Raw genomic sequence first — 16127 nt, forward strand, 5'->3', positions numbered from 1 at the left:
CAGGTTATTCCGCAGTGCGGATGCCGCCGTTACGCGATGCGATCTGCGTACCGCCGGGCAGCGAGGTAGTCGTCACCTCGTCCTGCTGCCCACCGTTCGCGCCACCGCTACCGCCATTGTTGTTGGCACTGAAGGCCGGACCGCCATTGCGGCTAGCGGTATTATTGGCGTTACCGCCAGCCGTGCTGCCATTGCCATTGCCACCGCCACCGCCACTGCTGATGCTACCGGCGCCGGCAAAGGCCTGCTGCAGCGGCGTATCCGGTGCGGATGGCACGCCGAGACCGCCGCCCTGCGCCACTGGCAGTACCGGCTTGACGATCGAGCCGATCGTATTGTTGACCGGAGCAGCTGGCGCCAGCACCGTCAGCGAACCGTTGACGTAGTTGACTTTGTAGTTCGGCAGATCCGTGCCCGCCAGCGTGATGGCGTAATCGCCGGCCGCCGATTGCGCATTCGCGCTGGTGGCCACCGTCATCTGGCCCACACTGTCGCCAGCCACCAGGCCACTGGTGCGATAGCTCAGCGCCGGATTAACTGCACCAAATGCGCGCGTCTGGTTATCCGCAGTGACGACCAGATCTTTCTGCGCGATGTTGGCGGTGGTAGTAGCAGCGGACGAAGCCAGCGTATAGTTGCGCGCATCAGCACCGCCCAGCGAGATGCCGCTGACCGTCACCGTCTTGCCGCTGCCCGCATTCTTGTCGCTGAATGCGGCACTGCCGCCAATCTCCAGCGCATCGCCAGCGAGACGGTTGTCGGCCACAGTGAACTGTACCGCCGTCGTGCCGTCGTAGACTTTGTCGCTGGCCGTCACGCTGGCGGTCAGGCTGCGGGGCGTAATGGAAGCGTGTGCCTGCAGACTACCGGTATTCATGGTGTAGTTACGCGCATCCGCGCCGGTCAGCTGGACGCCGCTGACATTCACCACCTTGCCGCTGCCGGCATTTTTGTCAGCAAAGACGCCGCTGCCGCTGATCTGCACAGCGTCGCCATTCAGCGCATTGACGCTGAGCGCAATGCTGGCGGCGGTGCTGCCATCGTAAACCTTGTCTGCCGCCGTGACATTGGCCGTCAGCGCACGCGGCGTAATGGTGGCCGTACCGGAGCTGCTGACCGACAGTGTGTAGTTGCCGGCGTCACCGCCAGACAGGCTCACATCGCTGAGGATCAGCTTTTGCACGCCGGCGTTTTTGCTGGCGAAGCTGCCGCCGCCGCTGATCTCCAGTGCATCGCCGCCGATGCGGTCATCGCTCAGATTGACGACAGCAGCAGTCGTGCCATCGTAAACCTTGTCCGCACCAGTCACCATGACGTTCAGCGCACGTGGCGAAATCGATCCCGTGGTGGTCGCGCTGTTCGACGTCAGATGGTAGTTGCCCGCATCCTCGCCGCTCAACGTCACGCCGCTGACGCTGACCGCCTTGCCGCTACCGGCGTTTTTATCCGAGTAATTGGCCGCTGCGGACAGGCTGAAGCGGTCACCGGCCACGCGGTTGTCACTGAAGTTGACGCTCGCACTGGCGCTACCGTCATAGGTCTTGTCCTGGCCAGCGGCCGTAAAGGACAGGTCGCGCTGCGTGATATCCGCGCTGCCAGCCGCACTACCCGATGCCAGCATGTAGTTGCCCGCATCCGCGCCAGCCAGACGAATATCGCTCACCGTCAGCGCCTTGTGGCTGCCTGCATTTTTATTGACGAAGGCCGCAGCGCCCCCCGTCACCGTCAGCACATCGCCCTGGATGCGGTCATCGCCCAGCGTCGCAACAGCGTTGACGCTACCATCGTAGACTTTGTTGCTACCGGTAGCCGTCACCACCAGTGCGCGCGGCGTAATGCTGGCCTGCGTGGTGGCGCTATTGGCGAACAACACGTAGTTGCCGCCATCCGCGCCGCCCAGTGTCATCCCGCTCACGCTAATGCTCTTGTTGGCGGCCGCATTCTTGTCGCCGAAGACAGCATTGGCCGTGTAGCTCAGCATATCGCCGGCCACACGGTTGTCGCTGTAGTTGATCCCGGCATTGACCGTGCCGTCATAGACCTTGTCAATGCCCGTGGCGCTGACATTCAGCATGCGCGCCGTGATGGCGCCGGTACCGCTATTGCTGCTCAGGTCCAGCGTATAGTTGGCGGCATCAGCGCCGGACAAGCTGGCGTTGCTGAAGACCAGTGCCTTGTTGGCGCCGACATTCTTGTCCGCATAGCTGGCACTGCCGACACCCACCGCCAGCGCGTCGCCATTCACGCGGTTATCGGTAAACGTGACCTGGGCACTGGTAGTGCCGTCATACACTTTGCTGACGCCAGTACCCGTGACCACCAGCGCGCGCTGCGCGATGGTGGCGGTGGTCGTCGCACTGCTGTTGGACAGCACATAGTTGCGGGCATCCGGGCCGCTTAGCGTAATGCCGCTGACGCTGACGGTCTTGCCGACACCGGCATTCTTGTCCGCATAGCTGCCGGTATTGCTGGTGTAGTACAGCATATCGCCGCTGACGCTGTCATCGCCAAAAGTCAGCATCGCGCCGGTATTGCCGTCATAGACCTTGCCCGCACTGGCGATGGTGGCCGTCAGCGCGCGTTGCGTAATGCTGGCCGTGGTGCTGGCGGAAGTCGATGCCACGGCATAATTGCCCGCATCGGCACCGCCCAGCGCGATGTCGCGCACAGTGATGCTCTTGCCAGTGCCGGCGTTCTTGTCGGCGAAACTGGCGTTGCCGCTGATGGTCAGCACGTCACCGGCGACGTGATCGTTCTCGCTGTAGCTGACCGTCGCTGCCGTGCTGCCATCGTACACCTTGTCACCACCGGCGACGCTGACATTCACCGTCTTCTGCGTGATCGTACCGGTGCCGTGCGCTGTCGTGGAAGCCAGCACATAGTTACGCGCATCCGCGCCGCTCAACGCAACGCCATCCACCGAGATAGCCTTGGCGGCGCCCGCGTTCCTGTCGGCGTAGACGGCGCTGCCGGTCGCGCTCAGCGTCAGCTGGTCGCCGTGGATACGGTCATCACCGAACGTGGCGCTGCCATTGGCCGAACCGTCATATACCTTGCTGAGGCCATTCGCGGTGGCCGTCAGCGTGCGCTGGCCGATATTAGCGCTGGCGGTCACGCGGGCGCTATCCAGGATGTAGTTGCCTGCATCCGCGCCATTCAGCACCACATTGCCGATGTCGATGCCTTTGTTGCTGCCGGCATCCTTGCTGCCAAAGGCGGCGCTGGCGCTGAAGCCCACGTTATCGCCGCTCAAATGGTTGTCGGTATAGTTGACGGTAGCGGCAGTGGTGCCGTCATAGACTTTGTCCACACCAGTGGCGCTGATCACCAGCGAGCGTGGCGTGATGTTGCCGCTGCCGGTCGCGCCAGCAGACGCCAGCGTATAGTTGCCCGCATCCGCGCCCGACAGGGACAGGCCTCCCACCGTAATCGTCTTGCCGTTGCCGACGTTCTTGTCGCCATAGCTGGCGCCGGCCGATGCCAAAGCCAGGTGGTCGCCCGCGACACGATTGTCGGCCAGCGTCACGCTGGCCGTCGCCAGGCCGTCATACACCTTGCTGCCACCGGAAACGCTGACGTCCAGCGTACGCACCGTGATGTTGCCACTGGTGTGCGCAGCCGTCGATGCCAGCACGTAGTTGCCGGCCGATGCACCACTCAGGCTGATGCTGCTGATGGCGATGTCCTTGCCCACACCGACATTCTTGTCCGCGTAAACGGCATTGCCGGCATAGGACAGCATATCGCCGGCGATGCGGTCATCCTGCCAGCTGACCACCGCGTTGCTGCTGCCGTCATACACCTTGCCATTGCTGCTGGCAGTCGCGGTCAGCAGACGTGGCGTGATGGCGCCGGTCGTGGTTGCAGCCACTGGCTGCAACGCATAGTTCATCGCATCGATGCCGCTTAGCGTCACGCCGCCGATGGTGATGGTCTTGTTGCTGCCAACATTCCTGTCCGCGTAGTAGGCGCTGCCAGCCGCCACCACCAGGTTGTCGCCGCTGATGCGGTTGTCACTCCAGGTCACACTGGCATCCGTCTGGCCGTCGTACACCTTGCTGGCGCCGGTCGCGCTGGCCGTCAGCGTACGCGTGTTGATGCTGCCGGTGGTCATCGCAGTCGCCGATGTCAGCTTGTAGTTGCCGGCGTCCGTGCCGGACATGGACAAGCCGCTCACCGTGATGTTTTTGCCGGTACCGGCATTTTTGTCGGCATAGGCGGCGCCGCTGCTGCTCAAGGTCACCGCGTCGCCACTCAGGTGGTCATCATTCAGGGTCACCGCGGCAGTGGTGCGGCCATCGTAGGTCTTGTCGCTGCCAGCCGCGCTCACGGTCAGCGTGCGCTGCGTGATGTTGGCCGTGGTGCTGACCGTGTTCGACGACAACGTGTAGTTGGACGCATCGGCACCCGTCAGCGTCATGCCGGTCACGCTGATCTGCTTGCCGCTGCCCGCGTTCTTGTCCGCATAGCTGGCGGTGCCGCTCAGGTTCAATGCATCGCCGGCGACCGCGTTGCTGAGGTAGTTGACCACCGCGCTCGCATTGCCGTCGTAAACCTTGCCGCTGCTGCTGACACTCACGGTCAGCGCGGCCGGGGTCACGGTCTGCTTGGCATTGTTGGCGCTGAAGACCAGGTTATAGCCCATGCCGTCAGCCAGCGTGCCCTGGTTGATGTTGTACACCCCGACGTTCTTCGAACCGTTGACCAGGCCCAGTGCCCCAGTCAGGGCATTGCCCGCAGTGTCGCCATCGATGTAGCCGGTGGCAGTGTAGTTGATGCCGCCGATCACACCGTCATACACCTTGCTCGAGCTGCTGGCAGTAACCGTCAAGGTTGGCGCGACCGAATACAGGAACCAGTTGCCGCTGGCCGCATATTGCGGCGTGGCGCCGGTGTAGGACTGTGCGTAGTGCTTGCTGTAGCCAAGCAGGTTTTCCGTGGTCTGGCCGGGCGTACTGGAATACACCAGATAGCGGCCGCTACCCGCCAGCACCAGTCCCTGCAAGGCGTTATTGGTGAAAGTGCCATTGCCTTTGGTGACAGCCACAATCGCATCGCCGCTGCCGCCCGCAATGAGCTGGCCAGCGGCGCCGATCACCACATCATTGCCGCTGTTTCCACCCAGGTTTTGCACGTTGATCGTATCGGCGCGCACCACGCTGTTGACAGTCAGCGCACCGGATGCGCTATTGGTTTTGTAAGCGCCTGCGGCATCGAGTTTCAGGTTCAGCGTTCTGGCGTTGATGCCACCGTTAATCGTCAACACCGCGCTGCCCGGATCGCGGTCCTTGTCGACCGGTCCGGTACTGGCGTCAGGCTTGGCGGCGTTCGCCGTGATCGTCACCGTGCCGAGGGGAAGTCCGATATCGCCGTTAATCACGATGCTGCGGCCAGCGGACAACGTCAACGAGCCCAGACCGGAAAGGCTGCTACCGGCATCCATCGTGATGTCGTTACTGGCCTGCAGCGTGACCGTGGTCTGCGCATCGATGAGCAGATTATTCAGCGAGGCGGTGGAGAACATCGTGGTGCCGCCGCTGGCGCCAGTCGCGCTGTAGCCGAGGTCTTTCACCGCGTTGCTGCCGTTTTGAATCGAGAATGCATACACGCCGCCACTGGCTGGCGCATTGCCTGCCTGATCGGCGTAGGGCGCGCCGACCACCAGGCGATCACCGCTACCATTCATCGCCACCGCGAAGCCAAAGTTGTCATACTCGTTGGAGCTGACCTTGCCGTCCGGTGCGTAGGTATAGCCGTTGCCTACCGTGCTGACCAGCTTGGGCGAACCATAGCTGCTATCGGCAAAATCATAGATGCGTACGGATCCCGAACCCAGCGTGGTGCCGCCGTATTTGGGCGCATTGGGCGCGCCCACCGCCAGACGGGTACCCGACGCATTGAAGGCGAGCGCGGAACCAAAGTATTCGCCATCCAGCAAGCTCACCTGGGTATTGCTGCCACCGGTGACGCCGCTGCTCAACGTAGCGGTCTGGCTGGCGGTGCTGTAGCCGGCCGTGTACAGATACACCTTGCCGCGTCCATTGTCGGCATTGATGGCGCCCACCGCCAGGCGATCGCCCGTGCCGTTCAGGGCAACCGCAGTGCCAAACAGACTGTCAGCAGCGCCGCCGATGCGATAGGCAAAGGCGGGCACAAAGGACTGCGCACCCTGGGTATCGTTGTTGAACATGTACACCGCACCGGCGCTACCGCCTTCGTACAATGCCCCGATGGCCAGGCGGCTACCATTGCTGTTCAGTGCCAGCGATGACCCGAAGCCAATCGCACCGCCGTTCACGCCCTGCGTAGCGTAGCTACTGCCCAGATCCACCGTATCGTTGGCGAGCAGATTCTGGAAACCGCTCGTGGCAAAGCGGAATGCATGAACCGCGCCGGCGCCGCCAGCCTGTCCCGGCGCGCCAATCGCCAGCGTCTTGCCGTCGCCGCTGAGCGCCACGGCGGAGCCGAACAACGCGTCCGCATTCAGGCTGACATTGACGTTGCCGTTGCCGGTATATCCAGAGCCGATGGTGCCCTTGAGCGCCGCGCCGGCGAAGGTATTGTTGACAAAGGTGTACAGCCGGACCGCGCCCGCATTCTGCGTCGCATTGGTGGCGCCACGGTCAAATGGCGCGCCGACGGCCAGCTGCGTGCTGTCCGCGCTGAGCGCCACGCCAAAGCCCGAGCCGTCGCCGGCTTCCAGCGCGCTGTCGCCCTTGAGTATTTCGGAATACGTCCACTGGCTCGCGCTATTGCTAATGATGATGTTCTTCGGGTCCAGCAGCAGGCTGCCGCCGTGGCCCAGCGTCAGCTTGTCCAGGTTCACATAGCGCAGCGCGTCGGCCGAAGAGACTTCCACCGCACCGCCGCGCGCGACGCCATCGGCCTTGATCCCGCCCAGCAGCGTGGTCTGCTGCTGCGACCAGACGACGGCCGTGCCGCCTTGGCCCGTCTGGCCGCGTGCCGAGACGTCGATATTGCTGCTGTCATTGAGGAACACGCTGTCGGCATTGCCAATCGCGGCGGTCTGTCCCCAGCGCGCAAGGAAGCGCTCCGTGTCTGGCGGACTGCCATGCGGCGTGCCGCCCTGGAAGGCGCCGCCTACGCGCACCAGTCCACCTTGGGTAGCGCCGCTGGCGTCCAGCGTGCCGCTGAACAGCGACACTTGCTGGCCGCTTACGTCGATGCGTCCGCCCACGCCGCTGCCGCCCCGCGCGCTGTGCGTGCCGGACGAGGTCAGGCCGGCGCCCGCGCTCAGCGTGGTGCTGCCGCCATCGGTGGCGCCATCGGCGCTGCTGACGGAAGACGTATTTTCAACCAGCGCATTGCCCGCTACATAGCTGACCGCACCACCCGCAGCGCTGCGGCCATTAGCGCTGACCGCCGCGGCGGCAGACAGGTTGCCGCTGGCGTGGATGGCAATGCTGCCGCCGCTGGCGCCATCGGCATGCAGCGCGCCATCCACCGCTACGATCTGGCCCTCAACGACTATGGCGCCACCCTTGCCGGCGCTGCTGGAGACATCCAGCGCGCCCGTGTGCACCTCGTCCGCCACCAGGCGGATGCTGCCGCCATCGCTGACGATGCCGCGCGCCTGCACGATGCCGGTATTGTTGACAGTGGCCCGGGTCAGCGCATCCGCCGCCGCTGCGCTAAGCAACACCTGGCCGCCGTCGGCGCTGATCGCACCACTGTTTTGTGCCAGCGCCTGCAAGGCGCCGCGCGTGGTCCGCACGCCGATCAAGCCATCGCCGCGCAAATCGACGCTAACCTGTTCACCCGCCGCCAGCGCCACACTGCCTTGCGGCGCGCTGATGCTGCCGCTATTGCTGACCGATGGCGCAACCAGCGCCACATAACCGCCGCTGGCGGTGCGGATGCGGCCAGCATTGCTGACGGCGCCCGCGCTGCCGCTGCCGGTATAGTCGTACTGCGCGTTGAGGAAGGCACGGTCGGAAATATTCAACGACGACGCGGTCAGCGCGCCCACATCCACCTGTGCGCTGGCGCCAAACAGCACGCCTTGCGGGTTAATCAGGAACACGCTGCCGTTGGACGACAGCTTGCCGTAGATCTGCGAAGCATCGCTGCCGATTACGCGGTTCAGCGCCACCGCCGATGCCGATGGCTGGTCGAAGCGCACCGCCGCATCCGCGCCGATGTCGAAACGCTGCCAGTTGACGATGGCCTGGCTGGAACTCTGGGTGACCGTCATCTGGTTGCCGCTGGTGGCAATGCTGGCCTGGCCTGCGGCCAGTTGCGCGCCGCTCGGCAACGCATTGACGGCAGGTGGCGGCGTCGCCAGCGCGCTACCCGCCAGCGCGGCCCCGGCCAACACCGCGCCAAGGCGGCGTGCTGCACGTACCGTGGAGTTGCTCTTGCCACGGCCGCGCGCAGTTTCAGCGACAACGATCCAGCAGGCATGGACATGACTCCAGACGAGACGATAAAAGCGGTTGGCAGAGGCGTGTTTGTGCATGGTAGTTCCTTAAACCAGCAGGCTGAATTCAGCGCGATAAGTCGTGGCGCCGGTGCGCTTGGCGTCCGGCGCGAGATACAGGGCGAAATGGCCGACCACCTCGTTATCCATTTCGTAGGTGTCGGCCGCAACACCGGCGCCGGCCGGGCCGGTGAACAGCAGCGTGAACTGCTCCAGCTTTGGCGTGTGTGCAGCAGCGGCGGCCAGCTTCAATGCGGCAGCACTGGTGGCATCCGCAGCACTGGCGGCCGGCGCAGCAGACGGCTCGGCCGTGACCGCGTCCAGCGTCAGGCCTATCGCGCCCTGCTGCGGGTGGTTCAGCCAGAACTGCTGCCCCTGCAGCCCGCGTGCGCCCTCCAGCGACCAGCGATAGGCGTTGCCGGACGCCGCCTCCACCCCGGCCTGCGCGTCCGCCGCGCGCGCCGGTGTACCCAGCCCCAAGCCCAGACCCAGGCCCACTCCGGCCAGGGAGCCGCCGCCCATTTTTTTCAAAAGATCGCGCCGATTCATCATGCTGGTTCTCCGTAGTGTTGAGCGGTGGCGCTGGCGCGCCACTCCATCAGCCGGTACAGGCCGGACGTGCTGATTTCTTTAAAGCCCAGGCGCTGGTACAGGGACTGGGCCGGGTTGCTGACTTCGACATGGATGCTCACGGCAGGCCCCTGCTGCTGCAAGGCTTGCAGCAGCTGCGTGCCTAGCCCGCGGCCGCGCCACGCCGGCAGAAGCGCGATGTCGATGACGTGAATACGCTGCGCACCGCGCTGCACATACAGGCGCCCCACCGGTTCGCTATCGACCTCGATCACATCGAAGTCCGCCTCCGGGTTGTGCTGGTGATAGTGCTGATGCTGGGCGTCGAACTGCATGCGCAGAAAAGCGTCGGCCTGTTCCGCGCTCCATGCGATCATCGCCATTTCCTCCGCGCGCACGGCGGCATACACGCGCCGTAAAAAGGCCTCGTCCTGCGGCTGGCAAGCGCGTAGCGTGTAATGCATATCAGCTGCGTACCGGATACACGCCTTGCAGCGCGATGCAGAAATTGAGCGTCAGGTAAGGCGGCATATTGTTGTGCGGCTGGTTGTTGCCAAATGGCGCCAGCTGCGCGCGCGCCACCGGCGTTCCGGCCGTGTTGCTGTAGACCGGCACGCTGCCGCTATTCCCTTGCAGCACGCTGACGCCCGGCGTGCTGGCCGTCGCTGCGGCATTACTGGCCGACAGCTTGTGGGTGTGACCCGGTATCTGGGCCGGTGTCAGCGTCACGCTGGCTTCGCCGCCCTGTTCGCCGAGGTAGTGCACGCTCAGGCCCGGTCCTTGGCCAGGATGCATGGGCGCGCGCGAACTCAGGTCGGGCAAGGCGAAGGTGGATCGGCCATCACCGCCATAGTTCGTTCCCAGCAGCGAGAACAGCGCCGTATTCTGCGATATCGGCATCAATCTGCCATTGCACATCGCCCAGCCTTTGGGCGCGAAGTTCCACGGCAACATGCGGATTTCCGCGACAAATGGATCGCTCATCGATGGGACTCCTTAGGTTTGCGCCGGATAGACGCCGAACAGGCTGATGATGAAATTGACGCACAGATACGGCGCCATATTGTTGTGCGGCTGGTTCTGGCCGTTGCTGTAAGCAATCGCCTCCGACGCCATATCGACCGTGCCGCCGCCGCTCAGCGTATAGACCGCAGTGCCGCCGGTATTGGCCAGCGCGCCACTGCCGCTGACGCCGGAAGCCGGGTCGCCGCGCTGGCCGGTTGCCTGCACGCCGTGGGTGTGGGCCGGAATTTGCTGCATGGTCAGGGTTACCTGCTCCACCCCGCCGGATTGGGCCAGCGTATAACTGCTGCCCATGTGCACTGGCACGCGGCCGCGCAGGTCAGGCAGGCAGAAGGTCGTCACGCCGTCGCCGCCGTAGCTGGTGCCCAGCAGCGTGAACAGGGTGTCGTTTTCAGAAATCGGCAACAACTGGCCCTCGCAAAACATCCAGCCCGCAGGCGCGAAGTTACCGGCAAATAGACGTATCTCGCCTACATAGGGATTACTCATGGTTTATCCTGCGAAGTGAGTTAGTTTTGGCTAGGGAAAATGCCGGTCAGGGCAATGGCGAAATTCAGCGCCAGGAAGGGTTGGCGGTTTTCATGCGACTGCGAACCGCCGACGGTGCTCACCGAGTTCGGCGCCAGTGTCTTGCCGTCCGCCACGCCCAGCATGTCGCGGCCAAAGCGGCCTTTGGCGCCCAGCAGGGCGCCGGTCGGATCGCCGGTATTGGCAAGCGACGCGCGGCCATACAGCGTGTGGCTGTGCTGCGGCATCTCATTGGCGGACACGGTGTGCGCCGGTTCGCCGCCCGCCTGCCCCAGTGCCAGGCTACCGGCACTGCCGTTGCCCATGCTAAACGGCACGCGGTCGCGCAGGTCCGGCAGCGCAAATGTGGTGCGGCCATCGCCGCCGTAGACGGTGCCCAGCAGCGCGAACAGCGCCTGGTTTTGATTGATCGGCAGCAGCCGGCCATTGCAGAACGCCCAGTTCTTGGGTGCAAAGTTAAACGCAAAAATGCGGATTTCACCTATAAAAGGATCGCTCATGTCCGTGGCCTGTGGGTATCAGTTGAAGATTGCCTGGTAGTGGATGGCATCGCCTTCGCGGGCAACCGGAACCAGAAACAGGTCCAGCTCGCCATGGGCGGGGGCGTCGAGGGTGTAGATGTCTTGTGGCAATGCTGGCAGCGGGCCACTGAACAGCAGCGTAAACGCCTGGTGTCCGGGCAGGCTGGCGGCGACTTGCTCGGCTTCCAGCAGTTGCAGCTCGACGCCGGCATGGGCCGTCACGCGGAAACGCTGCTGTATGCGGTCAGCAAAGAAGGAATAGGACAATGGCAAGGCCATAATATTTTGATAACAAAAAAATTATGACGTATTATATATTAGATATTCTTGTTAAGAAATATCACCTTGTAGCACGAATATGCTACAAGCCGCACCAATACTGGTTTTCAGCGCAGGCCGGCATTTAGTCTGCGCGCGCAAAACGCCGCCGGTAAGCTCCCGGCGTGGTCGCTGCGAGACGGCGGAAATGGTGGCGCAGCGACTCCTCGGAACCAAAGCCGGCGCGCTCGGCAATCTGCGTCAGCGGCACATCGGGCTCTTCCAGCATCTCCTTGACGATGGCCACGCGTTCGCGGATCAGCCACTCCACCGGTCCAAAGCCGGTGGCCTGTTGAAACTGGCGCTGCAAGGTGCGGGGACTCATGGCCGCGCGCTCGGCCATGCTGTTGACCGTATGCGGCTGCGCCGGATGGCTGCGCAGCCAGTCCATCAGCCTGGACAACCTGCCCTGCTCGCCGTGCGCCATGGGACGTGGCAGAAACTGCGCCTGCCCGCCCTCGCGATGCGGCGCCACCACCAGCCGCTGCGCCACCAGATTGCCGACCTTGGCGCCATGGTCGCGCCGCACCACGTGCAGCAGCATGTCCAGCCCCGCAGCCGAACCAGCGGCGGTGATCACCTGGCCGTTATCCACATACAAATCGTCGGGCTGCACCACGATTTGCGGGTAGCGCCGCGCCAGCCTTTCCGCATAGCGCCAGTGCGTGGTGGCGCGCTGGCCATCCAGCACGCCGGCCGCTGCCAGCACAAACACGCCCGAACAGATCGAGCACAGCCGCGCGCCGCGTGCGTGGGCGGCGCGTATCCAGGCCAGCAACTGCGGCGGCGGCGATTCATCGGCATCGCGCCAGCCGGGAATGATGATGGTGTCGGCGCGCTCCAGCAGCTCGGGCGCGTAAGGCGCCTGCACGGTGATGCCGCCAGCGGCGCGGATCGGCCCCTGCTCCACTGCGCACACGGCAAAGTCGTACCAGTCCACGCCCAGCTCCGGACGTTCCAGTGCAAACAGTTCGACCGTGCAGCCGAACTCGAAAGTACACAGCCGGTCGTACGCCAGCGCCACCACGAGATGTTTTTTCATGGCGCAATCTTACCGTAGATTGGCCTACGCGCCACTTCTGGCTGTAACGAAGGCAACGCACAATGACGTCACTGCCAACCAATCAGGAGAAAACCATGTCCTACGTTACCGAAGTAACCGCCGCCGACAGCGCCGCCGCCCTGGCGCACTTTGAAGCCAGCTTCCGCTACGAAACCGATTGCTGGGACGTGCATAACGCCATCAGCACTGGCCAGCAGGATTTTGTATTGCTGGACGTGCGCGGCAGCGAGAAATATGAGGCCGGCCACGTGCCAGGCGCGCTGGATCTGGCGCACCGCAAGATCATCGGCTCCAAACTGGCCGAGTTCCCGGCCGATACGCTGTTTGTGGTGTATTGCGCCGGACCGCACTGCAATGGCGCGGCCCGTGCCGCGATCCGGCTGGCCAAACTGGGCCGCCCGGTCAAGGTGATGCCGGGCGGGATAACGGGCTGGGTAGATGAAGGGTTTGAACTGGCGAGGTCTTAAGAACCCAGCGCCTTTTCAACCGCGCTCACCAGCTGCTTGTCGCTCGGCGTGATCTTGCTGCCGAAGTTGTTGACCACGTTGCCGTGGCGGTCGATCAGGTATTTGTGGAAGTTCCAGGCCGGCGCCTTGCCGGTCGCCTTGATCAGGTTGGCGAACAGCGGGTTAGGTTCTTTGCCCGAGACCACCGACTTGGCAAACATCGGGAACTTCACGCCATAGGTGTTGTAGCAGAAATCGGCGATTTCCTTGCTGCTGCCTGGCTCCTGCTGGCCAAAGTCGTTCGACGGGAAGCCCAGCACCACCAGGCCTTTGCTGCCATATTTGGCATACAGGCCTTCCAGCCCCTCGTACTGGTTGGTGAAGCCGCAGTAGCTGGCGGTGTTCACCACCAGGATCACCTTGCCGGCGTACTGGCACAGATCCTGCGGCGAATCGTCCTGCAGGCGCTTGAAGGTCTGCTTGAGGATGACCGGGCAGCTGCCCACCGGCACTGTTGCCGCAGCGGGAGCGGCCGGCGCTGCGGCCGGGGCTTGCGCCAACGCGGCGGCGCTGGCCGCCACGGTCAGCGAGGAAACGAGGCATAGCTGGGCGAGTGTCTTGGACATAATGGTCGGCAGGAGAGAATGAGGAACGGATCATTCTAGTCCAAATTAGTGCCCCTCGCACGATTGACCCAGATTAAGCAATGACTGCTTTCATGACGCTAATGTCATTCCATATGACACGGAGGCGGTATGCGTATTTTGCTCCTCATGCTGCTATGGATCAGTACTGCGCACGCGCAGCTGGTGTCCCTGCCTGCCATGCGCGCCGGCCAGGTCAGCGTCTCCGGCCTGTCGTCCGGCGCGTATATGGCGGTGCAGTTCGAGGTAGCGTTCTCGCGCAGTGTGATCGGCGCCGGCATCATCGCGGGCGGTCCGTATTTCTGCGCGCAAGGCAGCGTGCTCACCGCCACCACCAGCTGCAGCTGCACCAATGACCTGCTCCCCTGCCGCGTGCGCGCGGGCGGCACGCGCGTGCCGGACCTGATCGCCATGACCGACTGGTTCGCCGCCGCGCAAACCATCGATCCCACCAGCGCCATGGCCAGCCACCGCATCTGGATGTTCTCCGGCAGCGCCGATTCCATCGTACCGCCGGTGGTGATGAACGACCTGCAAACCTATTACCGCCATTACATCAGTGCCGGCCACATCAGCTACAAGCGCAACCTCAACGCAGAACACGCGATACCCACCAATAGCTACGGCAACAGTTGCCTGACGCTGGGTACGCCCTACATCAACAACTGCAACTACGATGCTGCGGGCGAGCTGCTGAACTGGATCTACGGGCCGCTCAACGCGCGCAATGAGGGCGCGCTCAGCGGCCAGTTCATCGCCTTCGACCAATCGGAATTCATCGCCGTGCCCAGCTGGCACGGCATGGCGGATTTCGGCTACCTGTACGTGCCCGCCGCCTGCAACAGCGACAGCGCAGGCTGCAAATTGCACATCGTCTTCCACGGCTGCCTGCAGGATCCGGACACCATCGGCGCCACCTTTGTACGCTATGCCGGCTACAACGCCTGGGCGGACAGCAACCGCATGCTGGTGCTGTATCCCCAGGCCACCGCCACCTATGCCAATCCCAACGCATGCTGGGACTGGTTCGCCTACGACGACACGCGCTACGCGCAGAAAAGCGGCCGCCAGATGGCAGCCGTCAAACGCATGGTGGACCGTCTGACCGGACTTATATGCCGCCCAGGCAGATGTACTTAACCACCAGGAATTCGTCGATGCCGAGGTGCGAACCTTCGCGTCCCAGGCCGGATTGCTTGACGCCGCCAAACGGCGCCACCTCGTTCGAGATCAGGCCCGTATTCACGCCGACCATGCCGCTTTCCAGCCCTTCCGCCACGCGCCAGATACGGCCGACGTCGCGCGAATAAAAATAGCTGGCCAGGCCAAACTCGGTATTGTTCGCCAGCGCCAGCGCTTCCTGATCGGTGGAGAAACGGAACAGCGGCGCCAGCGGCCCGAAGGTTTCTTCTTTGGCGACCAGCATCTCGGCGTTGACATTGGCAATCACGGTCGGCTGGAAGAAGCTGTGTCCCAGCGCGTGACGCTGGCCGCCCAGCAGCAGACGGCCGCCCTTGGCCAGGGCGTCGGCCACGTGCTGCTCGATCTTCTGCACGGCTTTTTCATCAATGAGCGGGCCTTGCGTCACGCCCTGCTCGACGCCGTTGCCGACCTTGAGCTTATCCACAGCCGCCACCAGCTTCTGCGCAAACGCTTCGTACACGCCATCCTGCACATAGATGCGGTTGGCGCACACGCAGGTCTGGCCCGAGTTGCGGTACTTGGAGGCGATGGCGCCCTCCACCGCCGCATCCAGGTCGGCATCGTCAAACACGATGAACGGCGCATTGCCGCCCAGTTCCAGCGACAGCTTCTTGATGCTGGCGGCGCTCTGTTCCATGAGCAGCTTGCCAATCGCGGTCGAGCCGGTGAAGGTCAGCTTGCGCACAATAGGATTGGCGGTCATCTCGCCGCCGATTTCCTTGGCCGCACCCGTCACCACGCTGAATACACCAGCAGGCACGCCGGCCCGCTCCGCCAATACCGCCAGCGCCAGCGCGCAGTACGGCGTGGCTTCGGCCGGCTTGAGCACCATGGGGCAGCCCGCCGCCAGCGCGGGGCCGGCCTTGCGGGTAATCATCGCAATCGGGAAGTTCCACGGCGTGATGGCGGCGCACACGCCGATCGGTTCCCGGGTCACCAGGATGCGGCGGTCCGGCCATGGCGACGCCAGCGTCTCGCCCGCCACACGCTTGGCCTCCTCGCCAAACCACTCGATGAACGATGCGCCATACGCCACTTCGCCGCGCGACTCGGCCAAGGGCTTGCCCTGCTCGGCGGTCATGAGCAGTGCCAGGTCGTCGGTGTTTTCCAGGATCAGGTCATTCCACTTGCGCAGGATGGCGGCGCGTTCCTTGGCCGTCTGCTTGCGCCACGCCGGCCAGGCAGCGTTGGCGGCATCGATCGCGCGCCTGGTTTCGGCAGCGCCCATCAAGGGAACGGTGCCGATCTGTGCGCCGGTGGCGGGATTGGTGATGGCCAGCGTGGTGCCGTTGTCGGCATCCACCCACTCGCCATTCAGGTAGGCCTGCTGACGCAGCAGGCCGGGGTCTTTCAGTTGCAGCATAAGGAGCT

The 16127-nt window shown here is 63.8% G+C and carries 12 protein-coding genes; 2 read left to right on the forward strand and 10 right to left on the reverse strand.

Features of this window, described 5'->3' with window-relative positions:
- Positions 1-4: 4 nt before the first annotated feature.
- The 8 genes from GTP58_RS12905 to ftrA form a co-directional block, all read right to left on the reverse strand.
- A complete protein-coding gene (locus tag GTP58_RS12905; protein WP_161077798.1) occupies positions 5-8479 on the reverse strand; it encodes an S-layer family protein in 8475 nt (2824 codons plus the stop codon).
- Positions 8480-8488: 9 nt separating this feature from the next.
- The gene (locus tag GTP58_RS12910; RefSeq protein WP_161077799.1) at positions 8489-8992 is read right to left on the reverse strand and encodes a hypothetical protein; all 504 of its coding nucleotides are present in this window, start codon (positions 8990-8992) and stop codon (positions 8489-8491) included.
- Entirely contained in the window at positions 8989-9474 is a 486-nt protein-coding gene (locus GTP58_RS12915) for a GNAT family N-acetyltransferase (protein WP_161077800.1), read from the reverse strand. Before GTP58_RS12915 ends, GTP58_RS12910 begins: the two co-directional genes overlap by 4 nt.
- Position 9475: 1 nt before the next feature.
- A complete protein-coding gene (locus tag GTP58_RS12920; protein WP_161077801.1) occupies positions 9476-9994 on the reverse strand; it encodes a phage tail protein in 519 nt (172 codons plus the stop codon).
- Between the two features lie 12 nt (positions 9995-10006).
- Positions 10007-10522, reverse strand: coding sequence for a phage tail protein (locus GTP58_RS12925; protein ID WP_161077802.1), 516 nt, complete (start codon positions 10520-10522; stop codon positions 10007-10009).
- A gap of 20 nt (positions 10523-10542) precedes the next feature.
- The gene (locus GTP58_RS12930) at positions 10543-11061 is read right to left on the reverse strand and encodes a phage tail protein (protein ID WP_161077803.1); all 519 of its coding nucleotides are present in this window, start codon (positions 11059-11061) and stop codon (positions 10543-10545) included.
- An 18-nt stretch (positions 11062-11079) separates the two neighbouring features.
- Positions 11080-11361 carry a hypothetical protein gene (locus tag GTP58_RS12935; protein WP_161077804.1) on the reverse strand — a complete coding sequence of 94 codons (282 nt, stop codon included), beginning with the start codon at positions 11359-11361 and terminating at the stop codon, positions 11080-11082.
- A gap of 124 nt (positions 11362-11485) precedes the next feature.
- The gene (ftrA, locus tag GTP58_RS12940) at positions 11486-12442 is read right to left on the reverse strand and encodes a transcriptional regulator FtrA (RefSeq protein ID WP_161077805.1); all 957 of its coding nucleotides are present in this window, start codon (positions 12440-12442) and stop codon (positions 11486-11488) included.
- A 95-nt stretch (positions 12443-12537) separates the two neighbouring features.
- On the opposite strand from ftrA, the gene GTP58_RS12945 reads away from it, so the two are divergent.
- Positions 12538-12930, forward strand: a complete 393-nt coding sequence (locus GTP58_RS12945) for a rhodanese-like domain-containing protein (protein ID WP_161077806.1) — start codon at positions 12538-12540, stop codon at positions 12928-12930.
- Here the strand turns inward: GTP58_RS12945 and GTP58_RS12950 are convergent.
- Positions 12927-13535: a glutathione peroxidase gene (locus tag GTP58_RS12950; protein WP_072782935.1), complete on the reverse strand. Its 609-nt coding sequence runs from the start codon at positions 13533-13535 to the stop codon at positions 12927-12929. The genes GTP58_RS12945 and GTP58_RS12950 overlap by 4 nt on opposite strands.
- A 129-nt stretch (positions 13536-13664) precedes the next feature.
- Between GTP58_RS12950 and GTP58_RS12955 the strand changes: the two genes are divergently transcribed.
- Positions 13665-14693, forward strand: a complete 1029-nt coding sequence (locus GTP58_RS12955) for a PHB depolymerase family esterase (RefSeq protein ID WP_229215558.1) — start codon at positions 13665-13667, stop codon at positions 14691-14693.
- Here the strand turns inward: GTP58_RS12955 and GTP58_RS12960 are convergent.
- Positions 14665-16119 (reverse strand): NAD-dependent succinate-semialdehyde dehydrogenase, encoded by a 1455-nt coding sequence (locus GTP58_RS12960; protein WP_161077807.1) that lies wholly within the window; start codon positions 16117-16119, stop codon positions 14665-14667. The genes GTP58_RS12955 and GTP58_RS12960 overlap by 29 nt on opposite strands.
- Positions 16120-16127: the final 8 nt, after the last annotated feature.

This window comes from Duganella sp. CY15W (assembly GCF_009857555.1).
Lineage (GTDB): Bacteria > Pseudomonadota > Gammaproteobacteria > Burkholderiales > Burkholderiaceae_D > Rugamonas > Rugamonas sacchari.